Origin of the sequence: Pseudomonas sp. D2002 (assembly GCF_013385735.1) — a bacterium.
GTDB lineage: Bacteria > Pseudomonadota > Gammaproteobacteria > Pseudomonadales > Pseudomonadaceae > Aquipseudomonas.
Map to the genome: position 1 here is coordinate 487,811 of NZ_JACAPL010000006.1, position 21,596 is coordinate 509,406.

The window sequence follows — 21,596 nt, forward strand, 5'->3', positions numbered from 1 at the left end:
CTCTGCGTGGGAATGCCTGCTGTGACGCTCTGCGTCACGCTTGCACAGGCTTCGAACCTTGCGGTGCGCCGGGACGCGGAGCGTCCGAGGCTGCATTCCCACGCAGAGCGTGGGAACGATCATTTATTCCGCCGGGTCTTTCGGTGTCTCGGTCTCGTCAGTCGCCACTTCACCTTCAGCATCCGGGTTCAGTGCGCCAGCTTCTTCATCTGCAGCGGCTTTCTTGCGTTGCAGCTTTTCCTCTTTCTTCTGCTCCTTGGCCAAGTCTCTCTGACGTTTGGCGAAGGAGTAATTAGGTTTGGCCATGGGCGATCCTCTAGGGTCGAAGGTGAGGGTGGGCGGCGCGCAGCTGCCTTGGGTCGCTATGGTAGCAGCTTAGCACCGCGCGTGGCCTTCACTTACCGCAGGCGTACGCAGCCAGCAGGCCGTTGAACAGTTGATTTAGATGCATGGCGCGGGCTCCGAGGGGTAATGAGCCGATCATAAACAGGCAGGCGAACTTTGGCTGGTAGATTGTGTTGATCAGTCTGATAGCCTAAAGTTGTATACAATCTGTTGATGCAGATCATAAGAATTCAAGCCTGCTTGAGGCACCCTTGTCGCAATACGCGTTTATTAAACCCTGCCTTGGAGATTCACATGTTTGCCAAACTCGTTGCTGTTTCCCTGCTGACTCTGGCGAGCGGCCAGTTGCTTGCTGCAGAGTGCAAGGTCACCGTCGACTCCACTGACCAAATGTCCTTCAACACCAAGGCCATTGAAATCGACAAAAGCTGCAAGACGTTCACCGTTGAGCTAACGCATTCCGGCAGCTTGCCGAAAAACGTCATGGGCCATAACTGGGTGCTGAGCTCGGCCGCCGACATGCCTGGCGTTGCCAGCGACGGCATGGCCGCCGGTATCGACAAGAACTACCTGAAAGACGGCGACACCCGCATCATCGCCCACACCAAGATCATCGGTGCCGGCGAGAAAGATTCCGTGACCTTCGATGTGTCGAAACTGGCCGCCGGTACGGATTACGCGTTTTTCTGCTCGTTCCCAGGCCACATTTCGATGATGAAAGGCACTGTGACCGTCAAATAAGACCGCGCTATCGTTCTTCGCGAGCAAGCCCGCTCCCACATTCGACCGCATTCTCATACTGGAACTCGGTCAAGTGTGGGAGCGGGCTTGCTCGCGAAAGCGGTCTGACAATCAGCACAAAACTATCCGGCTCACCTCACGGCGCGAATGGCATGACCCGTTTGTGTTCGGTTTTGCGATACGTATCGCAAATGATCTTGAACGCTTCTTCACGCACCGGCTGGCCATGCAGGAAGGCATCGATCTCGGCGTAGGTCACGCCATGGGAGGCTTCGTCCGGCTTGCCCGGCGACAGGTCTTCAAGGTCGGCCGTCGGGACCTTCTCCACCAGCGACTCCGGCGCACCAAAGTGCCGTGCAATGGCGCGTACCTGGTTTTTCACCAGCCCGCTCAGCGGCGCCAAATCGCAGGCGCCATCACCAAACTTGGTGAAAAAGCCCATCACCGCTTCCGCTGCATGGTCGGTGCCGATCACCAGCCCGCCGGCCGCGCCAGCGATGGTGTACTGCGCCACCATGCGCATGCGCGCCTTGGTGTTGCCCAGCACGAAGTCACGCGACACCGCCGCCTTGCCTTCGAACGCCGCCACTTCATTGGCCAGGGATTTAACCGCTGGTCCGATGTTCACGGTGTGGCGCTCGTCCGGCTCGATGAAGTCCACCGAAGCCTGGGCGTCGTGTTCGTCGAACTGGGTTTCGTACGGCAGGCGCACGGCGATAAAACGGTAGGCGTCATCGCCGCTGCTGGCGCGCAGTTCTTTCATTGCACGTTGGGCCAACAGGCCTGCGGTCAGGGAGTCGACGCCGCCGCTGATGCCCAGCACCAACGTCTTGAGCCCGGAATTGCGCAGGCAATCCTGGATAAACGCCACGCGGCGGGCCACTTCGGCTTCAAGCGCGGCCTGGTCGTTGAACGGTGCTTGGACCTTGAGCTGCTGCGCAATCTCAGGCTGTACGGCTTGCATGATTCACTCCTTGCTGGGTAGGGCAGGTACTTTGAAAACGTGGCGCAAATAGGCGACAAAATTCGGATCGGTGCAGTGAGTCTTGCCCGCTTCATCGGAGATTTTAGCGACGGGCTGGCCATTGCAGGCGGTCATTTTAAGCACGATGCTCATCGGCTCGACACCTGGAATGTCACAGGTCAGGTTGGTGCCGATACCGAAGCTCACATTAATGCGACCGCGCAACGCACGGAAAATCTCCAGGGCCTTGGGCAGCGACAGGCTGTCGGAGAACACCAGCGTCTTGCTCATCGGCTCGATACCGAGCTTGTGGTAATGGGCAATGGCTTTCTCGGCCCACTGCACCGGGTCGCCGGAGTCATGGCGCAGGCCGTCGAACAGCTTGGCGAAATACAAGTCGAAGTCGCCGAGGAACGCGTCGGTGGTGATGCAGTCGGTCAGGGCGATGCCCAGCAGGCCACGGTATTCGCGGACCCAGCAGTCGAGCGCGGCAATCTGGCTGTCGATCAGGCGTGGGCCGAGTTGCTGGTGGGCCATGATCCATTCGTGGGCCATGGTGCCCAGCGGCTTCATATCGAACTCGCGGGCCAGGTGCACGTTGCTGGTGCCGACGAAACGGCCGGGGAAGTCGTGCTTGAGCACGCTCACCACTTCTTCCTGCACCCGGTACGAGAAGCGCCGACGCGTGCCGAAGTCGGCCACTTGCAGCTCCGACAGCTCGTCGCTGCTGGCATTCGCCGTCAGCCAGTCGAACTTGCGGTACAGCTGCTCGCGGGCCTGCTCAAGGATTACGGTCTGGTAGCGGTAGCGGTTACGCACTTCGCTGACGATGGCCAGCATCGGCACTTCAAACAGGATCACGTGCAGCCACGGCCCACGCAGGCGGATAAACAGCTCGCCGTTCTCGATGCCGGTTTGCACATAGCGCAGGTTGAAGCGGAACAGCCCGAGGAAGCGCAGGAAATCCGGCTTCATAAAGCTGATGCGTTCAAGAAAACCAAGCTGGTCCGGGCTCAGGCTCAGCTCGGCAAGGCGTTCGATCTGGTAGCGGATTTCCGCCAGGTACGGGCGCAGGTCTTCACTGTTACGGCAACGAAACTCCCATTCAACTTCCACATTCGGGTAGTTGTGCAGCACCGCCTGCATCATGGTCAGCTTGTAGAAGTCGGTGTCGAGCAAGTTCTGCACGATGCGATCGGCAAACACACTCTCGCTCATAACGGGAATCTCCAGACGGGTCGGCGATGGGCGCCGACCTTTACGCACTATTAAGGAATGGCGCTAGTGGCGCATAGACCTGTGGGGTTTTGCCAGTGATTTTTTCAGCTTGGCATTGTTGTTGTGTCCACTGACGCCTTCGCGAGCAAGCCCGCTCCCACATTTGAAATGCATTCCAAATGTGGGAGCGGGCTTGCTCGCGAAGGCGGTATTGCCGGCGACGTCCCTCAAACTGACTCGACTTGTTCCATCATCCACTTCACAAACTCCCGCACCTTGGGCACCTCGGCCGAATGCTCCGGATACGCCAGGTAATACGCATCCTGGCTGGGCATCGCATGCTGCCAAGGAATCACCAACTTGCCCTCGGCCAGTTCTTCTTCCACCAGAAACCGTGGCAGCAACGCCACGCCACAGCCCACCTGCGCCGCGCGGATGCACATATAGAAGGTGTCGAAACGCGGCCCGTGGTAGCTGTGCTCGGTGTGAAAGCCCTGGCTGGCAAACCAGTCGTGCCAGCCTTGCGGCCGCGAGGCGTTTTGCAGCAGCACCAGGTCACTCAGTTGCGTCGGGTCGGTGAACGGCTGCGCGGGCAGGCTTTCCGGCGCGCACACCGGCACAAGTTCTTCGCTGAACAGCTTCAAACTCTCGGTGCCGGGGCGTGAGCCCTGGCCGAAATAGAAAGCCATGTCGGCCTTGCCTTGCAGCAGTTCGTCCGGCTCTTGCTCGTTGCAAAGGTCCAAATGGATCTGCGGGTGACGCAAACGCCAGCCTTTAAGACGCGGCACCAGCCAGCGCGCGCCGAAGGTGTAGGGCGTGGAAACGCGCAGCACTTCGGTCTCGCCGCCGTAGGAGCGCAGGTAATGGGTGGACATCTCCACCTGCGTGAGGATTTTTCTCACTTCCACCAAATACAAATCCCCCGCCGGGGTCATCTGCAAACGACGGCGCACTCGGCGAAACAGCAGGTGTTGCAGCAATTCTTCCAGCTGCGCCACTTGTTTGCTCACCGCGCTCTGGGTGAGGTTCAGTTCCTCGGCGGCGCGGGTGAAGCTCAGGTGGCGGGTGGCGGCTTCGAAACACTGCAGGGCGGTGATCGAGGGCAAATGTCTTTTGTTCAGCACGGCACGCCTCTTTTTATTCTTTGCATGAATAAACGGAATGATATCTCGCCTAATCGTCGTTTGTTGGCAAGTCTTGGGCCAGCTACAAATAAGGCCTGGATCGCCGTGTCTGTGGCGGCGCGAATTTTCTGTTTGAGATTGAAGGAGTGACCCATGGTTGCCGCATTGCTTGACCGTCTCGGGGTGAACCCGGCGCTGTACCAGTCGGGGAAACAACCCGTGCATTCGCCGATCGACGGCAGCCGTATCGGCAGTGTGCACTGGGAAGGTGCCGCCGAGGTGGAGCAGCAGGTCAGTCGCGCCGAGCATGCATTCGAGGCCTGGCGCAAAGTGCCGGCACCGCGTCGCGGCGAGCTGGTACGCCAGTTCGGCGACGTATTGCGCGAATACAAGGCCGACCTCGGTGAGCTGGTGTCGTGGGAAGCCGGCAAGATCACTCAGGAAGGCCTGGGTGAAGTACAGGAAATGATCGACATCTGCGACTTCGCCGTTGGCCTGTCGCGCCAACTGTACGGTTTGACCATCGCCTCCGAGCGCCCCGGCCATCATATGCGTGAAACCTGGCACCCGCTGGGCGTGGTCGGCGTAATCAGCGCCTTCAACTTCCCGGTGGCCGTGTGGGCGTGGAACACCACGCTGGCGCTGGTGTGCGGCAACGCAGTGATCTGGAAACCATCGGAAAAAACCCCGCTCACCGCGCTGGCCTGCCAGGCGCTGTTCGAGCGCGTGCTGAAAAACTTCAAGGACGCGCCTCAGTACCTGAGCCAAGTGATCATCGGCGGCCGTGACGCCGGCGCTGCGCTGGTGGATGACCCGCGTGTGGCGCTGATCAGCGCCACCGGCAGCACCCGCATGGGCCGCGAAGTGGCGCCGAAAGTCGCCGCACGTTTCGCCCGCAGCATCCTCGAGCTGGGCGGCAACAACGCGATGATCCTCGGCCCAAGCGCCGACCTGGACATGGCCGTACGTGCCATCCTGTTCAGTGCCGTCGGCACCGCCGGCCAGCGTTGCACCACCTTGCGCCGCCTGATCGCCCATGAGTCGGTCAAGGAAGAGATCGTCACCCGCCTCAAGGCGGCCTACTCCAAGGTGCGCATCGGTCACCCGCTGGAAGGCAACCTGATCGGCCCGCTGATCGACAAGCACGGCTTCGACAACATGCAGGACGCCCTGGAGCAAGCCTTGAGCGAAGGCGGCAAGGTGTTCGGCGGCAAGCGTCAGCTGGAAGATAAATTCCCGAATGCCTACTACGTGTCACCGGCCATTGTGGAGATGCCCGAGCAAAGCGACGTGGTGTGCACCGAAACCTTCGCGCCGATTCTGTATGTGATCGGCTACAGCGACTTTGCCGAAGCCCTGCGTTTGAACAACGCTGTGCCGCAAGGCCTGTCGTCGTGCATATTCACTACCGATGTGCGTGAAGCCGAGCAGTTCATGTCGGCGGTGGGCAGTGATTGCGGCATCGCCAACGTCAACATTGGCCCGAGCGGCGCAGAAATCGGCGGCGCGTTTGGCGGTGAGAAAGAGACCGGTGGCGGGCGTGAGTCGGGTTCGGATGCGTGGCGCGGTTACATGCGTCGCCAGACCAATACCGTGAACTATTCGCTGGAATTGCCGCTGGCGCAGGGTATTACCTTCGACTAAATCCCTGTCGAAACGCGGTTAAAAATGTGGGAGCGGGCTTGCTCGCGAATGCGTTGGATCAGCTGTATATCTGTTGACTGACACACCGCTTTCGCGAGCAAGCCCGCTCCCACATTTGACCTCATTTGCAGTTTGGAAAAGTGGTTTGTTAGGTCTCATCGGAGTCTGGCAATGGCATTACGCGAAACATGTTTGTGGGAACAACTCACCCCTGGCCGACCGGATCGCGCCGCGCTCAAGGGCGAGGTCAAGGTCGATGTGTGCGTGATCGGCGCCGGGATCACCGGGTTATCGGCCGCCATCCACTTGCTGGAGCAAGGTAAAAGCGTCGCCGTGCTGGAGGCCCATCGCACCGGCCATGGCGGTTCGGGGCGTAACGTCGGGCTGGTCAACGCCGGCATGTGGATTCCCCCGGATGAGATCGAAGCCGGTTTCGGCGAGGCGGTGGGCAGCCAGCTCAACCGCATGTTGGGCGCGGCGCCGTCACTGGTGTTCAGCCTGATCGACAAATACAACATCGATTGCCAATTGCGCCGCGAGGGCACCTTGCACATGGCGCACAACGCCAGAGGCGAGGCGGATTTGCGCAGTCGTGAAGAACAATGGAAGCGCCGTGGCGCGCCGGTTGAATTGCTGACCGGCCAGGCGTGCGAGCACGCCACCGGGACCAAAAAGATTGCCGCCGCGTTGCTGGACAGGCGCGCCGGCACGCTGAACCCCATGGCGTACACCACGGGTTTGGCGAATGCCGCCGCCGGGCTTGGCGGGCAGTTGTTCGACCATTCCCCCGTCACCCAACTGGAACGCCAAGGCGCGCAATGGTCAGTACAGACCGCCCAAGGCTCAGTGCAGGCTGCACAAGTGGTGATCGCCTCCAACGCCTACACCGAGGGCGAATGGACCGAGTTGCGGCGCAACTTCTTCCCCGGCTATTACTACCAGGTCGCGTCGGCCCCGCTGACGGATGCGGCCGCCGAACAGATCCTGCCGGGCGGGCAGGGCTCGTGGGACACGCGCCAGGTACTCAGCAGCATCCGCCGCGACGCCGATGGCCGCCTGTTGCTCGGCAGCCTGGGCAACGGCAACCAGAAACCCACGTGGTTTCTAAAGGCGTGGGCCGATCGGGTGCAGCAGCACTACTTCCCGTACCTCAAATCGGTGCAGTGGGAATGCACCTGGACCGGCTGCATTGCCTTCACACCTGATCACCTGATGCGCCTGTTCGAACCGGCGCCCGGCCTGGTGGCGGTCACCGGCTATAACGGGCGTGGCGTGACCACCGGCAGCGTGGTGGGCAAGGCATTTGCTGACTATTTGTGTCACCAGAACCCCCAGGCCTTGCCGATTCCCTTCGCACCGATGCAACCGCTGGCCGGGGTGGGCCTGCGCAGTTGCCTCTACGAAGCTGGATTCTCGCTGTATCACGCCGGGCAATGCCTGCGGATCGTGATCTGATCAGCGAAATACCTGTCAAAAGCCTGCATTTTCTTAGCAGGCTACTAATCTGTATTGGTGCAAGTCGTAGCAATCACGCACTGTAAATGTGCAGTTCCGTTACGCACATTGTTACAGGTGCAGGAACTGTCGTTTATCTGCCTGGTTGCCGGTGCGACCTGCCAGGGTTGTACTTATTGGATCCATCGGTTGCACCTCTCGATGCTAGACGGTTGCACGTCCTGGCAAAAGGAGTCGAAACGCCTGTAATAACAATGACACCGTGTCTTTTTGAAGAATAAAAAACTAATGGCACGCGCCTTGCTCTGGGCTTTCCCGTGAAAGTTCGTCGTGAATTCGTAGTGCCAATTAACAAAAACCTCGGAGCACCACTCATGTCCCAGACGTTTTACAAGAAAGGCTTTCTGGCCCTCGCCGTTGCAGCGGCGCTGGGTGTTTCTGCGTTTGTTCAAGCTGATGTGAAGATTGGCGTAGCGGGGCCGATGACTGGCGCCAACGCAGCTTTCGGTGAGCAGTACATGAAGGGTGCCCAAGCGGCAGCCGATGTGATCAACAAGGCCGGCGGCATCAACGGCGAGCAGATCAAACTGGTGCCCGGCGACGACGCCTGTGAGCCGAAGCAGGCTGTAGCGGTCGCCAACCGCCTGGCAGACCAGGACAAAGTGATCGGCGTGGTCGGGCACTTCTGCTCGTCCAACACCATCCCGGCTTCCGAGGTTTACGACGAAGCAGGCATCATCATGATCACCCCGGGCTCCACCAACCCACAGGTCACCGAGCGTGGCCTGGGCGCGGTGTTCCGTATGTGCGGGCGTGACGACCAGCAAGGCATCGTGGCCGGCGACTACATCGTCGACGTGCTCAAGGGCAAGAAAGTCGCGGTTATCAACGACAAGGACACCTACGGCAAAGGCCTGGCCGACGCCACCGCTGCACAGTTGACCAAGCGCGGCGTCAAGCCGGTGCTGGAAGAAGGCCTGACCCGTGGCGAGAAAGACTTCAGCGCCCTGGTGACCAAAATCCGCTCCACCGGTGCTGACGTTGTGTACTTCGGCGGCCTGCACCCGGAAGCCGGTCCACTGGTTCGCCAGATTCGTGAAGCCGGCCTCAAAGACGTCAAGTTCATGTCCGATGACGGCGTTGTCACCGACGAACTGGTCGCCACCGCTGGCGGCAAGCAGTATGTGGATGGCGTGTACATGACCTTCGGCGCCGACCCACGCCTGCTGCCAGACAGCAAGACCGTGGTGGAAGAGTTCCGCAAAAATGGCACCGAGCCTGAAGGCTACACCCTGTACGCCTACGCCTCGATCCAGGCCCTGGCCGCCGGCTTCAACGGTTCCAAATCCAACAAAGGCGAAGACGCCGCCAAGTGGCTCAAGTCTCACCCGGTGAAAACCGTCATGGGCGAAAAAGCCTGGGACACCAAGGGTGACCTGAAAATCTCCGACTACGTGGTTTACCAGTGGGACAAAGACGGTAAGTACCACCAGCTGGAAAAGCAGAAGTAAGCACAAGCACCACGGAACCAATGTGGGAGCGGGCTTGTTGTGGCGAGGGAGCAAGCTCCCTCGCCACAAAAGCCCGCTCCCACAGGGGGACTGTGTCGTGATCGAGATCTGTCTTTTCCTCCAGAAGCGCCGCACACCCCTCGGTGTGCAGGTGCTCACCGCGTGAGATTGCGTTATGGATGGTATTTTCCTGCAGCAACTGGTCAACGGCCTGACCCTCGGGTCGGTCTATGGCCTGATCGCCATCGGCTACACAATGGTCTATGGCATCATTGGCATGATCAACTTCGCCCACGGCGAGGTTTATATGATTTCCGCTTACCTCGCGGCGATCAGTCTGGCACTGCTGGCTTACTTCGGCATCGAATCCTTCCCGCTGCTCATTCTCGGCACTTTGATATTCACCGTGGTCGTCACCGGCGTTTACGGTTGGGTCATCGAGCGTGTCGCCTACAAACCGCTGCGCAACTCCACCCGACTGGCACCGCTGATCAGCGCCATCGGTATTTCCCTGATCCTGCAAAACTATGCGCAGATTGCTCAGGGTGCGAAACAACAAGGCATTCCAACCCTGCTGGCCGGCGCCTGGCGCGTCGATATCGGCAGTGGTTTCGTGCAGTTGACCTACACCAAGGTGTTCATCCTGGTGGCCGCGTTCCTCGGCATGGGCCTGCTGACCTACGTCATCAAATACACCAAGCTCGGCCGCATGTGCCGCGCGACCCAGCAAGACCGCAAGATGGCCTCGATCCTGGGCATCAACACCGACCGCGTGATCTCCTACGTGTTCGTTATCGGTGCCGCCATGGCCGCCCTGGCCGGCGTGCTGATCACCCTCAATTACGGCACCTTCGACTTCTATGCCGGCTTCATCATCGGCATCAAGGCGTTTACCGCAGCGGTACTCGGCGGCATCGGCTCCCTGCCTGGGGCGATGCTTGGCGGGATCATCCTGGGTATCTCCGAGTCGCTGTTCTCGGGGTTGATCAACTCTGACTACAAAGACGTGTTCAGTTTCTCCCTGCTGGTGGTGATTCTGATTTTCCGTCCTCAGGGCCTGCTTGGTCGCCCACTCGTGGCGAAGGTGTAAACATGTCTGCTGCCAAATCGATTGATATCAAGAAAAGTGTGGTCGATACGGTCCTCGCCGGGCTGATTTCGTTGATCGTGTTCGGTCCGATCGTCGGCGTGGTCCTCGACGGCTACAGCTTCAACCTGGAACCGGCGCGCGTGGCCGTACTGGTCGCCATCGTCATGGCCGGGCGCTTTGCCCTTAGCCTGTTCCTGCAAACCCCCAAGGGCCTGAAGATTCTGCAGGGTTTCGAGAGCAGTGGCTCTGGTGTGCACGTGCTGCCGCCGGACTACAAGTCGCGCCTGCGCTGGATCATCCCGGCACTGATCGTGATCGCCATCGTGTTCCCGATCTTCGCCAACAAGTACCTGCTGACGGTGGTCATCCTCGGGCTGATCTACGTGCTGCTGGGCCTGGGCCTGAACATCGTGGTGGGCCTGGCCGGCTTGCTCGACCTGGGTTACGTGGCGTTCTACGCCATCGGCGCCTACGGCCTGGCGCTGGGTTATCAATACCTCGGCCTGGGTTTCTGGACGGTGCTGCCATTGGCGGCAATCTGTGCGGCGCTGGCGGGGTGCATACTCGGGTTTCCGGTGCTACGAATGCACGGCGATTACCTGGCCATCGTGACCCTGGGTTTTGGTGAAATCATTCGCCTGGTGCTGAACAACTGGCTGTCGTTTACCGGTGGGCCGAATGGCATGCCGGTGCCGTCACCGACCTTCCTGGGCCTTGAGTTCGGGCGCAAAGCCAAGGACGGTGGGATTCCGTTCCACGAATTCTTCGGCATCGATTACAACCCCAACATCAAGTTCATGTTCATCTACATCGTGCTGTTCCTGGTGGTATTGGCCGTGCTCTACATCAAGCATCGCCTGACCCGCATGCCGGTCGGCCGCGCCTGGGAAGCCTTGCGCGAAGATGAAATCGCCTGCCGTTCCATGGGCCTGAACCACGTGCTGGTCAAGCTCTCGGCGTTCACCATTGGCGCGTCCACGGCGGGTCTGGCCGGGGTGTTCTTTGCCAGCTACCAAGGCTTCGTCAACCCGTCGTCGTTCACCTTCTTCGAGTCGGCGCTGATTCTGGCCATCGTGGTGCTGGGTGGCATGGGCTCGACGGTCGGCGTGGTGATTGCGGCGTTCGTATTGACCGTCGCGCCAGAGTTGCTGCGCAGCTTCTCGGAGTACCGTGTGCTGCTGTTTGGCGTGTTGATGGTGGTGATGATGATCTGGCGACCGCGCGGCCTGATTCGGATCAGCCGTACCGGTGTGACGCCACGCAAGGGGGTAGCGCCATGAGTAAGGAAGTCGTGCTCTCCGTGGAACATTTGATGATGCACTTCGGTGGCATCAAGGCCTTGAGCGATGTGAGCCTCAAGGTAGAACGCAACTCGATCTTCGCCCTGATCGGCCCCAACGGCGCCGGCAAGACCACCGTGTTCAACTGCCTCACCGGCTTTTACAAAGCCAGTGGCGGCAAAATCGAACTCAACGTGCGGGGCAAGCAAACCAACGTGATCCAGCTGCTCGGCGAGCGTTTCAAAGCCGTCGACTTCGTATCGCCGAAAAGCTTCCTCAGCCGGGTGTACTACAAGATGTTCGGCGGCACCCACCTGGTCAACCGCGCAGGCCTGGCGCGAACCTTCCAGAACATTCGCCTGTTCAAGGAAATGTCGGTGCTGGAAAACCTGCTGGTCGCCCAGCACATGTGGGTCAACCGCAACATGCTCGCCGGCATTCTCAACACCAAAGGCTATCGCAAGGCCGAAAGCGACGCCCTCGACCACGCCTTCTACTGGCTGGAAGTGGTCGACCTGGTGGACTGTGCCAACCGCCTGGCCGGTGAGCTTTCCTACGGCCAGCAGCGCCGCCTGGAAATCGCCCGCGCCATGTGCACGCGGCCGCAGATTATCTGCCTGGACGAACCGGCAGCCGGCCTTAACCCGCAGGAAACCGAAGCGCTCAGCGCGATGATTCGCCTGCTGCGCGACGAACACGACCTCACGGTGGTGCTGATCGAACACGACATGGGCATGGTGATGAGTATTTCCGACCACATCGTGGTGCTCGACCACGGCAACGTGATCGCCGAAGGCGGCCCGGACGCGATCCGCAACGACCCGAAAGTGATCGCCGCCTACCTGGGCGCAGACGAAGAGGAGCTGGTATGAGTGCGCCTATCCTCGAAATGAAGGACCTGGACGTGTTTTATGGCCCGATCCAGGCCCTGAAAAAAGTCTCGCTGCACATCAACGAAGGCGAAACCGTGAGCCTGATCGGCTCCAACGGCGCGGGCAAATCCACGCTGTTGATGTCGATCTTCGGCCAGCCACGCGCCGAATCGGGGCAGATTCTCTACAACGGCGTCGACATTACCCACAAGTCGTCCCACTACATCGCCTCCAACGGCATTGCGCAGTCGCCGGAAGGGCGGCGGGTATTCCCCGACATGACCGTCGAGGAAAACCTGCTGATGGGCACCATCCCGATTGGCGACAAATACGCGCAGGAAGACATGCAGCGCATGTTCGAGCTGTTCCCGCGGCTCAAGGAGCGCCGCACCCAACGCGCCATGACCATGTCCGGTGGTGAACAGCAAATGCTCGCCATCGCCCGCGCGCTGATGAGCCGGCCCAAGCTGTTGCTGCTGGACGAGCCGAGCCTGGGCCTGGCGCCGATTGTGGTGAAGCAGATTTTCGCCACCTTGCGTGAACTGGCGGCGACCGGCATGACCATCTTCCTGGTGGAACAGAACGCCAACCATGCACTGCGCTTGTCGGACCGCGCTTATGTGATGGTCAACGGCGAGATTCGCCTGACGGGCACCGGTAAAGAGCTGTTAGTGAATGAAGAGGTGCGCAACGCCTACCTCGGCGGGCACTGATCTGCAAGCTTGATGCAGGAACCCCTGTGGGAACCGGAATTATGTGGGAGCTGGCTTGCCTGCGATGCAAACACCTCGGTCTGTCTGGCAAACCGAGGTGATGCTATCGCGGGCAAGCCCGGCTCCCACATAAAGCCCGGTTCCCACAGTTGTTTTTAGGGGGGCCACAGGCTTCCAGCGAAATTGTGGAAAACAAATCCAGCCACCCTCCAAAGCGCGACATATAGCCGCCGCAAATCCCTGTTTTGTCACAGTTTTGACTTGTCCCCATTCGCTGTGGAACCGGCTGTGGGTAACGTGGGAGTAGCTGGCTGAAAGCCTTTAACCACGTGGCCTGTAGCGCGGTGGTTGTTTTATGATCAGCGGGTTTTTCGTGACCACACAACCCTTTTGTCAACCTGTTTAAAGACACAGGTATGTGACCGGAATATGTCCGCCAAGCCTGTGGATAAGTCTGTGACTAAACTCTGGAAAGAGTGCCGCAGGGGCCGGAATGACTGGCCTGGAGCCATCGTTCGGATTTTCCCTCTTTACGTGCGCCTACATATGCCCCGCGCCAGGTCAAGCAAAAAACTTTCTAAATCAGGCTGCAAGCCTTGTATACAGCGGCTTTTGGCTTTTCACACTTGCCCCCAAAGACTGTGGGCGCAGTTGTGGATAACCTGCGCGCATATGGCTGCAGGCCGCGGGGCATAAGGCTTTGCTCGCGATGATCAAAAAATGATCAGCTGTGCGTGAAGGTGTGTGCTTAGCGGTTGCCGCAATCGCGGCGTAAGGGCATTCTGCTGGCAACTTTTTTCCCGATGCCCGCAAGGAGAACACCATGTCCGACACGCTGTTTATTACTGGCGCCACCTCAGGTTTCGGCGAGGCTTGCGCCCGTCGTTTTGCCGAGGCCGGCTGGAAACTGGTGCTCACCGGCCGGCGTGCCGACCGTTTGAATGCGTTGGTCGAAGAGCTTTCCAAGCAGACCGAAGTGCATGGCCTGGTCGTCGACGTGCGTGACCGCAAGGGCATGGAAGACGCCATCGCCAACCTGCCGCCCTCGTTCGCCAAACTGCGTGGCCTGATCAACAACGCCGGCCTGGCCGTGGGCACTGACCCGGCGCCCAAGTGCAGCCTCGACGATTGGGAAACCATGGTCGACACCAACATCAAGGGCCTGCTGACCACCACCAGCCTGCTGCTGCCGCGCCTGATCGCTCACGGCCGTGGCGCCGGGATCATCAACCTCGGCTCTATCGCCGGCAGCTACCCGTACCCCGGCAGCCACGTGTATGGCGGCTCCAAGGCATTCGTGAAGCAGTTCTCGCTGAACCTGCGCTGCGACCTGCAAGGCACTGGCGTGCGCGTCACCAACATCGAGCCAGGGCTGTGTGAGAGCGAGTTTTCGCTGGTGCGCTTTGGTGGCGACCAGGCGCGTTATGACGCGACCTATGCCGGTGCCGAGCCGATCCAGCCGCAGGACATTGCCGATACCATCTTCTGGGTGTTGAACACGCCGGCGCATGTGAACATCAACCGCTTGGAGCTGATGCCGGTGAGCCAGACCTGGGCGGGGTTTGCGATTGAGCGTGGGGCCAAAGGCTAAGACCGATCGCTTCTGTGGCGAGGGAGCTTGCTCCCGCTGGGGCGCGAAGCGGCCCTGAGATTTTGGGGCCGCTGCGCAGCCCAGCGGGAGCAAGCTCCCTCGCCACAGGGTTACTCAACAGCCTTTAGTAGGCGACAAATCGGCCAAAACACGACATAAGGTACACTCCACGCCTGAAAACCCCTCCGCACTGTGCGGTTTAAAGGTTTTGACAGGAGGAAATGTGAGTAACCGAGGTGAGCAGGCACTGCTCAAACAATCGACCATCCTGATGTTCGCCGTGGCGATCGCGGGGATTGTCACGGGTGTGATTTCTGGCGCGCAATCCATTCTATTCGACGGCTTTTTCTCGCTGATCGCCACCGCCATCAAGGTGTTGATGCTGATCACGGCCAAGCTGATCGCCAAGAAAAGCAACGAGCGCTTCCAGTTCGGCTATTGGCATCTGGAGCCGATGGTGCTGCTGATCGAGGGCAGCTTCCTGCTGCTGATTGCCATCTACGCGTTTCTCAACGGCGTGTTCGGCATTATCAATGGCGGGCGTGAAATTGAACTGGGGTTGGTGATCGTCTACGCGGCGGTGTTTACCGTTGTCGAATTCGCCTATTTCTTCTACGTGCGTTATCGCAATCGCACGCTGAAATCTTCATTGATCCAGTTCGACAACATCAGCTGGCTGGTGGACGCGATGCTGTCGGTGGGCTTGCTGATCAGCTTCCTCGCCGCGCTGTTGCTCAAGTCCCAGGGCTATGGCGAGTGGGCGGTGTATGTCGACCCGTTGATCCTGATTCTGCTGGCCCTGAGCATGCTGGCGCCGGCGTTCAAGATCCTGCGCCCGGCCTTGCGCGAAGTGCTCGGGATTGCCCCGGATCACTTGGATGACAAGGTGCGCGAAGTGATGGATGCGGCCCAGGCCAGGCATGGCTTCGATGACTACGTCTCCTACGTGCAAAAGCACGGGCGGGCGCGGTTTATCGAGATTCATGTGGTGTTGCCGGCGAATTACCCGGTGGCTAACGTCGCCACCCTTGATGGGCTGCGCGAAGAGATATCCACAGGTCTCGGCACGCCGGATGCGGCGCGGTGGTTGACGATCAGTTTTACTGGGGATCGCAAGTGGATTGCGTGAGGTCAGTTAGACCGAGGTGAAGCTTTCGCGAGCAAGCCCGCTCCCACACTTGACCGCGTTCAGCATTGGAACGCGATCAAATGTGGGAGCGGGCTTGCTCGCGAAGAGGCCCTGAAGATCAGCCAAGATGCTGGATCAAACCCTGATAACAAGTCGCCAAGTGATACGGCGTAGTCGACGGCATATCCCGTCGGCTCACGGCGCCCTTGGCATCCAGGCATTCATGCCAGCCTTTCTCATGCAAAAAGTGCTGCTGCAGCGCCAGCAATTGGCGTTGCAACACCGCGTCACTGCCAGGCCGCAAGGTCAGTGCCCGCAGGTATTCAGCCTGGGCCCAGATTCGTTGCGTGCCGTCGCGCACCGTGCCGTCCAGGGCGAGCATGCCGCTGACCGCGCCACTCGATTTATCCACACCCTTGAGCTCGGCGTAGGCAAACGCTCGCGTCAGTGAGGCGTGCAACGGCGTGCCGCGCAGTACGTCTGAAGACTCGAGCAAATAGAACCATTCGAACTGGTGCCCCGGCTCAAACCAGTTATCCACAGCACCCAGCGGTTTTTCCATCATCACGCCGTGCTGGCGGTCGATGAAGCGCTTTTGCATGGCGGTGGCCAGGTCCAGCAGTGCATCTTGCGTGACGGCGTCTTCACGCACGGCCAGGGTGGCGAGAAAGCCTTCGGCCAGGTGCATCAGCGGGTTCTGCAGCGGGCCGGACTTGAGCGATGACCAATTGCGTTCCAATACCGCTTCGTACAGGCCGTCGCCGGTGGCGAAGCGTTGGGCGACGACTTCGAGCGCCGCATCGAGCACCGATTCCACCAGTGGCTCGCGGACCTTGGCCCAGTAGTGGGCGCAGGCAAAGATGATGAAGGCGTGGGTGTAGAGGTCTTTGCGCTTATCCAGCGGTTTGCCGTGGGCGTCGATGCTGTAGAACCAGCCGCCATGCTCGGCATCGTGGAAGTGCCGCTGCAGGGAGCGGAACAGCGCCGCCGCGCGCTCTTCGGCGAAGGCCGCGCCGGGCTCGCCGATCAGGCTGGCGAACAGGTACAACTGCCGGGCACACGCCATGGCGCGGTAGCGTTGTGGGGGCAACGGCCGGTGGTCGGCGTCCAGCGCCTCATAGGGCAACGCCAGCTCGGCATTCCAGCCCGGGCCTTGCCAGAGCGGCACGATCAGGTCGTGGAAGTGCGTGAGCACGGTGTTCAAGGAAGTTTGAGAAGCGATGGGCATCGGCTGGCGTCGTCACGGCAGGGGTGTAGGCGCGCATGGTAGCAGGCTGATCGTTCCCACGCTCTGCGTGGGAATGCATTTTCTGACGCTCTGCGTCAGGCTTTGGGACGCGGAGCGTCCTGGGCGGCATTCCCACGCGGAGCGTGGGAACGATCGAGGTCAGCCTGCCAGCAACCAAACCCCGGTCGCCGCCGACGCCGCCCCGGCCACCCGCACCAACGGTGCAGCCGCCGCCGGCAGATAACGCACCACCGCGTACCCGGCAGCGTGCAACACCGCCGTCGCGCCGACAAAACCGGCCGCGTACGCCCACGGGCTGGACATGTCCGGCAGCTCCAAACCGTGCGCCACGCCATGGAACAGCGCAAACAACGCCGTGGCAGCCACCGCAACAAACAGCGGCGGCCGTACCGCCAGCGCCACCGCCAGGCCCAGCGCGAGTACCGAGGCGGCAATCCCGCTTTCCAGCGCCGGCAGTTCAAGGCCTTCAAAGCCGAGCAGGCCGCCAATCAGCATGGTGCCGACAAACGCGCAAGGCAGTGCCCAGCGCGCGTTGCCTTTTTGCTGCGCGGCCCAGAGGCCGACCGCGACCATGGCCAGCAAGTGATCGATACCGCCCAATGGGTGGCTGATGCCGGCGACCAGCCCGTTATCGCCATGCCCGGGGTGAGCGAAGGCGAGGGCCGGGGCGAGCAGCAGGGCGGCGGTTGCGAGAAGTTTGTTGAGACCCATGTACAGGCTCCTTTCAGGGTGAGATCAGGCCGCAGTGAGCAAGCCCTGACGTTCGATAAAGGCGACGATTTCATCCAGGCCGACGCCGGTTTTCTGGTTGCTGAACACAAAGGGTTTGCCGTTACGCATGCGCGTGGTGTCGCTGTTCATCAATTCCAGCGAGGCGCCCACCAGTGGGGCCAGGTCGATCTTGTTGATCACCAGCAAGTCGGATTTGCAAATACCGGGCCCGCCTTTGCGCGGCAGCTTGTCGCCGGCCGACACATCGATCACGTAGATGGTCAGGTCCGACAGTTCCGGGCTGAAGGTTGCCGACAGGTTGTCACCACCGGACTCCACCAGGATCAGGTCCAGGCCGGGAAAGCGCCGGTTGAGCTGGTCGACGGCTTCGAGGTTGATCGAGGCGTCTTCACGAATTGCCGTGTGCGGGCAGCCACCGGTTTCCACGCCAATGATGCGTTCCGGCGCCAGGGCCTGGTTGCGCACCAGAAAGTCAGCGTCTTCACGGGTATAGATGTCGTTAGTCACCACGGCCAGGTTGTAGCGGTCACGCAAGGCCAGGCACAGCGCCAGGGTCAGCGCGGTTTTGCCGGAACCTACCGGGCCGCCGATGCCGACACGCAGGGGTTGTGTGTTCATGTGCTTCTCCACTGGAGTAAAAGGGCTTAGGAACGGAACAAGCGGCTGTACTGGCGCTCGTGGGCCATGCACGCCAGGGACAGGCCGAACGCGGCGCTGCCGAAATGGTTGGGGTCGATACGAGTTGCGTCCTGCTGGGCCTGTTGCAGCAACGGCAGCAGTTCACTGGTCAGGCGTTGGGCGGCTTGCTGGCCCAACGGCAGGGTTTTCATCAATACGGCGAGTTGGTTTTCCAGCCAGCTCCACAGCCAGGCGGCGAGGGCGTCGTCAGGGCTGATGTGCCAGGCGCGCGCCGCCAGGGCCCAGCCCAGGGCCAGGTGCGGTTCGACGCACTGCGCCAGAAACCCGCGTGCGGCGTCGTCCAGTTCCGGCAAGCCGTTGAGCAGCTGTTGCAGGGAGTAGCCCATCTGCCGGCTTTCCTGATACAGCTCGCGGGTCTCGCGGCTGGCGCGGTGCTCTTCGCACCATTGCGCCAGGCGCGGCCAGTCCTGTTCGGCGGCGGCGCGGCAATGGGCAAGCAGCAGCGGCGCTTCGAAGCGGGCAAGGTTGAGCAGCAACTGGTCGCTGATCCAGCGTCGAGCACTCGCGGCATCATGGACGCGGGCATTTTCCACGGCCATCTCCAGGCCCTGGGAATAGCTGTAGCCACCAATCGGCAATTGCGGACTGGCCAGACGCAACAGCGCCCAGGCTGGGTTCATAGACGTACGCCGAACTGGTGCAGCTTGGGCGGGTAGTTGAAATCTTCATCGCCATGGCGCGAATGGTGATGGCCACCGCCATAGGCGCCGTGTTCCGGTTGGAACGGGGCTTCGATGGTTTCGGTGTGCGCGCCCAGCTGTTCGAGCATGGCCTTGAGCACGTAGTCATCGAGCAGGCGCAGCCAGCCGTCGCCGACTTGCAGGGCCACATGGCGGTTGCCGAGGTGATAGGCCGCGCGGGTCAGTTCAAACGCATTGCTGCAGGTGACGTGCAGCAGTTGTTCAGGGCGGGCAACGACGCGTACGACGCGTCCGTCTTCAGCCTGTAGGCATTCGCCATCGTGCAACGGCGGCTGGCCACGCTCCAGAAACAGGCCGACGTCTTCGCCATCGGCACTGAAACAGCGCAGCCGGCTCTTGCTGCGTGCTTCGAAATTCAGCAGCAGTTCAGCGGCCCAGAGGGCTTGGGGGGCGATTCGGCGGTGGATCACCAGCATCAGGAGGCTTCCAGCTATGAGCGATAAAAGAGCTAGAGCAAGGGGCTTGCCAACCGCACGCGCGAATGGGAATTCCCTGTAGGCAAGCACGGTCGCGCCACCGAACAGGGCGTCAGTCAATTCCTACTGCGCCTCTAAATGGTGCGTTAATGGATTTATAGCACCAGATGTGGGCGTTCCGCGTTGAGATCCGCTGTGTACTGCGTGAAATTTCTTTCATCCAATTCGCATTGGATTTTTCTCGGATATGTCCTACGCAATAGCGGGATTTGTCGCTCAAAAAGTTACGCGCTGTTTCACTACGATGTGCGCCGTATTCAATTCACAGCGACGCAATCATGTTCAAAGTATTGTTATGTTCACTCATTGTCAGTCTGGCCTGTGCCGTCTTCCCTGCCTCGGCCAATTTGAAAGTGCCTGCGAACTCCGCTGCTACGGCCTCTATCGACAACATGATCGACCGCGCCCAAGCGTTGCTCGGCACGCCCTATAACGGCAGTGGGAACTCGGTTGATCAGGGGTTTGATTGCAGTGGCTTCCTGGTTTATCTGTTCAAGACCGAAGCCAATATTCGTTTGCCGCGCACGACGACGGCCATGCACCGGTCCAGTGCCAGGACGATCCCGCGAGAGGCGCTCAAACCGGGCGATGCCGTGTTTTTCAAGGGCAATGGGCGCAGCGGTGTCAGCCATGTCGGCCTTTATATAGGCCAAGGCAGATTCATCCACTCGCCCAGTAGCGGCAAGCGCGTTCGCATCGATTTATTGAACAGCCACTACTGGAAAAAACACTACACCACCGCCAAGCGCTTTCACCCGGCTGGCTGACGGCTCACTCGGTGCTGCCCAGGCCTTGCCAATGCTTGAGGCCGATAAAGATAAAGCGCAGTTGCTGGGTGATCTTCGCCTGGGGCGTGAGATGGGCGGGCAGGGCTTGGGCGGGCGGGTCGATGATGTCGGGCAGGGTGGCGAACACACTCTTGACGATCAGGTCGGCCATTACGTGCAAACCGTCGGGATCGAGATGCTGGAGTTTGGGCATCAGCGTGAGGTCAGCAGCGAGGTCGCGGGTGATGTCCTCGCGCAAGGCGCCGATGGCCTGGCGCACGGCCAGGCAGCCACCGTATTGTTCGCGAGCAAGAAACAGGAATTGCGAACGGTTGGCCGAGACCACATCCAGGAAAATCCGCACGGACGCATCGATGATGCCGCCCATCACGAACTCATTGTGACGTACCAGGCGAATCGTGGCGCGAAAGGTCTGGCCGACTTCACTGACCAAGACCAGCCCAAGTTGATCCATATCGTCAAAGTGACGGTAGAACCCGGTCGGCACGATGCCGGCGGTCTTGGCCACTTCGCGCAGGCTCAGGCTCCCGAACCCACGGCCACACTCCATCAGATGGCGGGCTGCGTCCATCAAGGCGAGGCGGGTTTGTTGCTTCTGTTCGGCGCGGGGCAGCATCGGCGGGTTGGCTTTGTCGGCAAGTACAGCGACGCACTCTAGCAAAACCGCTTCGTCGGCGTCGAACTTGGCGGGGTGAGGCGGGACGCGGTCTATCAAAAAGCAAAAGCCCGATCGGCTGATCGGGCTTTTTTCTCGGCCACCACGGGCTTAGCTCTGTGCTTGATGCAGTTCTTGCAGACGGTCAGCACCGCCTTCGGCAACACCTTGGGTGTAAGCGCGGTCGTTGGCTTGTTCAGCACCGCCTTCTACCAGGCCTTTCTGTTCCAGGCGATCACGGCCACCTTCGGCAACGCCTTCGGTGTAAGCGCGTTTGTTGGCGTGTTCCGAACCGTTTTCTGCAACAGCGCCTTTGGCGTAGTCACGGTTTTCGTCTTCTTGCGAACCGCTGCGAGCCAGGGTTTGGCTGGCCTGAACAGCTTGAGCTTTGTTCTGTGGGGTAGCTTGTTCAGCGGCTGGCAGGGCAAAAGCACTGGAAGCCAGGACAGACAGCAGAACGGTAGCGAGTAATTGGCGTTTCATGATGGTTGCTCCTTGGGAGGGCGATAAAGTGGGTACAGGGCTAATGCTACTCTCGATAAGTCGATATAAAAGTTCATAAACACAATGGTAATAATCAACAGAATTGATTGTTCCCGGCAGAGGCTCTAGCACGCAC

At 60.3% G+C, this 21,596-nt stretch carries 22 protein-coding genes; 11 read left to right on the forward strand and 11 right to left on the reverse strand.

From position 1 onward, the window contains the following. Positions 1–123: 123 nt before the first annotated feature. Positions 124–306 carry a hypothetical protein gene (locus HX783_RS15095; RefSeq protein WP_034117461.1) on the reverse strand — a complete coding sequence of 61 codons (183 nt, stop codon included), beginning with the start codon at positions 304–306 and terminating at the stop codon, positions 124–126. 333 nt (positions 307–639) lie between these two features. Between HX783_RS15095 and azu the strand changes: the two genes are divergently transcribed. Next, positions 640–1,086 carry an azurin gene (gene azu / locus HX783_RS15100; protein ID WP_177017376.1) on the forward strand — a complete coding sequence of 149 codons (447 nt, stop codon included), beginning with the start codon at positions 640–642 and terminating at the stop codon, positions 1,084–1,086. Between the two features lie 136 nt (positions 1,087–1,222). Here the strand turns inward: azu and nadE are convergent, their stop codons facing one another. From nadE to HX783_RS15115, 3 genes are all read right to left on the reverse strand, one after another. Beyond that, positions 1,223–2,050 carry an ammonia-dependent NAD(+) synthetase gene (gene nadE, locus HX783_RS15105; protein WP_177017377.1) on the reverse strand — a complete coding sequence of 276 codons (828 nt, stop codon included), beginning with the start codon at positions 2,048–2,050 and terminating at the stop codon, positions 1,223–1,225. A 3-nt stretch (positions 2,051–2,053) separates the two neighbouring features. Further along, positions 2,054–3,268: a nicotinate phosphoribosyltransferase gene (gene pncB / locus HX783_RS15110; RefSeq protein ID WP_058423444.1), complete on the reverse strand. Its 1,215-nt coding sequence runs from the start codon at positions 3,266–3,268 to the stop codon at positions 2,054–2,056. Between the two features lie 227 nt (positions 3,269–3,495). Beyond that, positions 3,496–4,392, reverse strand: coding sequence for a LysR family transcriptional regulator (locus tag HX783_RS15115; protein ID WP_177017378.1), 897 nt, complete (start codon positions 4,390–4,392; stop codon positions 3,496–3,498). A gap of 153 nt (positions 4,393–4,545) precedes the next feature. Here HX783_RS15115 and HX783_RS15120 point away from each other — a divergent pair, with 153 nt between their 5' ends. The 9 genes from HX783_RS15120 to HX783_RS15160 all read left to right on the forward strand — a co-directional run bounded on the left by HX783_RS15120 (position 4,546) and on the right by HX783_RS15160 (position 15,677). Then, positions 4,546–6,036 carry an aldehyde dehydrogenase family protein gene (locus tag HX783_RS15120; RefSeq protein WP_159953901.1) on the forward strand — a complete coding sequence of 497 codons (1,491 nt, stop codon included), beginning with the start codon at positions 4,546–4,548 and terminating at the stop codon, positions 6,034–6,036. 171 nt (positions 6,037–6,207) lie between these two features. Next, a complete protein-coding gene (locus tag HX783_RS15125) occupies positions 6,208–7,491 on the forward strand; it encodes an FAD-binding oxidoreductase (RefSeq protein WP_159953902.1) in 1,284 nt (427 codons plus the stop codon). A gap of 374 nt (positions 7,492–7,865) precedes the next feature. Continuing rightward, positions 7,866–9,002 (forward strand): branched-chain amino acid ABC transporter substrate-binding protein, encoded by a 1,137-nt coding sequence (locus HX783_RS15130; RefSeq protein ID WP_159953903.1) that lies wholly within the window; start codon positions 7,866–7,868, stop codon positions 9,000–9,002. 175 nt (positions 9,003–9,177) lie between these two features. Further along, complete coding sequence (locus HX783_RS15135) at positions 9,178–10,092, forward strand: branched-chain amino acid ABC transporter permease LivH (RefSeq protein ID WP_159953904.1); 915 nt, start codon at positions 9,178–9,180, stop codon at positions 10,090–10,092. 2 nt (positions 10,093–10,094) lie between these two features. After that, the gene (gene livM / locus HX783_RS15140; protein ID WP_177017379.1) at positions 10,095–11,372 is read left to right on the forward strand and encodes a high-affinity branched-chain amino acid ABC transporter permease LivM; all 1,278 of its coding nucleotides are present in this window, start codon (positions 10,095–10,097) and stop codon (positions 11,370–11,372) included. Beyond that, positions 11,369–12,244, forward strand: coding sequence for an ABC transporter ATP-binding protein (locus HX783_RS15145; protein ID WP_177017380.1), 876 nt, complete (start codon positions 11,369–11,371; stop codon positions 12,242–12,244). The genes livM and HX783_RS15145 overlap by 4 nt, the downstream gene beginning before the upstream one ends. Next, entirely contained in the window at positions 12,241–12,957 is a 717-nt protein-coding gene (locus tag HX783_RS15150) for an ABC transporter ATP-binding protein (RefSeq protein WP_069786861.1), read from the forward strand. Before HX783_RS15145 ends, HX783_RS15150 begins: the two co-directional genes overlap by 4 nt. Positions 12,958–13,780: 823 nt before the next feature. After that, a complete protein-coding gene (locus HX783_RS15155; protein WP_053254078.1) occupies positions 13,781–14,548 on the forward strand; it encodes an SDR family oxidoreductase in 768 nt (255 codons plus the stop codon). 223 nt (positions 14,549–14,771) lie between these two features. Then, positions 14,772–15,677 carry a cation diffusion facilitator family transporter gene (locus tag HX783_RS15160; RefSeq protein ID WP_177017381.1) on the forward strand — a complete coding sequence of 302 codons (906 nt, stop codon included), beginning with the start codon at positions 14,772–14,774 and terminating at the stop codon, positions 15,675–15,677. A gap of 118 nt (positions 15,678–15,795) precedes the next feature. On the opposite strand, the gene HX783_RS15165 is transcribed toward HX783_RS15160, so the two are convergent. The 5 genes from HX783_RS15165 to ureE form a co-directional block, all read right to left on the reverse strand. Beyond that, on the reverse strand, positions 15,796–16,905 hold the full coding sequence (locus HX783_RS15165) for an AGE family epimerase/isomerase (RefSeq protein ID WP_177017382.1): 1,110 nt from the start codon (positions 16,903–16,905) through the stop codon (positions 15,796–15,798). 159 nt (positions 16,906–17,064) lie between these two features. After that, positions 17,065–17,637 (reverse strand): HupE/UreJ family protein, encoded by a 573-nt coding sequence (locus HX783_RS15170; protein WP_177017383.1) that lies wholly within the window; start codon positions 17,635–17,637, stop codon positions 17,065–17,067. Between the two features lie 24 nt (positions 17,638–17,661). Continuing rightward, positions 17,662–18,276, reverse strand: coding sequence for an urease accessory protein UreG (ureG, locus tag HX783_RS15175; RefSeq protein WP_028615537.1), 615 nt, complete (start codon positions 18,274–18,276; stop codon positions 17,662–17,664). A gap of 26 nt (positions 18,277–18,302) precedes the next feature. Then, positions 18,303–18,977: an urease accessory protein UreF gene (locus HX783_RS15180; protein WP_177017384.1), complete on the reverse strand. Its 675-nt coding sequence runs from the start codon at positions 18,975–18,977 to the stop codon at positions 18,303–18,305. Further along, entirely contained in the window at positions 18,974–19,474 is a 501-nt protein-coding gene (ureE, locus tag HX783_RS15185; protein WP_177017385.1) for an urease accessory protein UreE, read from the reverse strand. The genes HX783_RS15180 and ureE overlap by 4 nt, the downstream gene beginning before the upstream one ends. 338 nt (positions 19,475–19,812) lie before the next feature. On the opposite strand from ureE, the gene HX783_RS15190 reads away from it, so the two are divergent. Then, positions 19,813–20,301, forward strand: a complete 489-nt coding sequence (locus HX783_RS15190; RefSeq protein WP_177017386.1) for a C40 family peptidase — start codon at positions 19,813–19,815, stop codon at positions 20,299–20,301. A gap of 4 nt (positions 20,302–20,305) precedes the next feature. On the opposite strand, the gene HX783_RS15195 is transcribed toward HX783_RS15190, so the two are convergent. Further along, the gene (locus HX783_RS15195) at positions 20,306–20,938 is read right to left on the reverse strand and encodes a TetR family transcriptional regulator (protein WP_159961303.1); all 633 of its coding nucleotides are present in this window, start codon (positions 20,936–20,938) and stop codon (positions 20,306–20,308) included. Between the two features lie 150 nt (positions 20,939–21,088). Continuing rightward, positions 21,089–21,460 (reverse strand): hypothetical protein, encoded by a 372-nt coding sequence (locus HX783_RS15200; protein WP_159953913.1) that lies wholly within the window; start codon positions 21,458–21,460, stop codon positions 21,089–21,091. Positions 21,461–21,596: the final 136 nt, after the last annotated feature.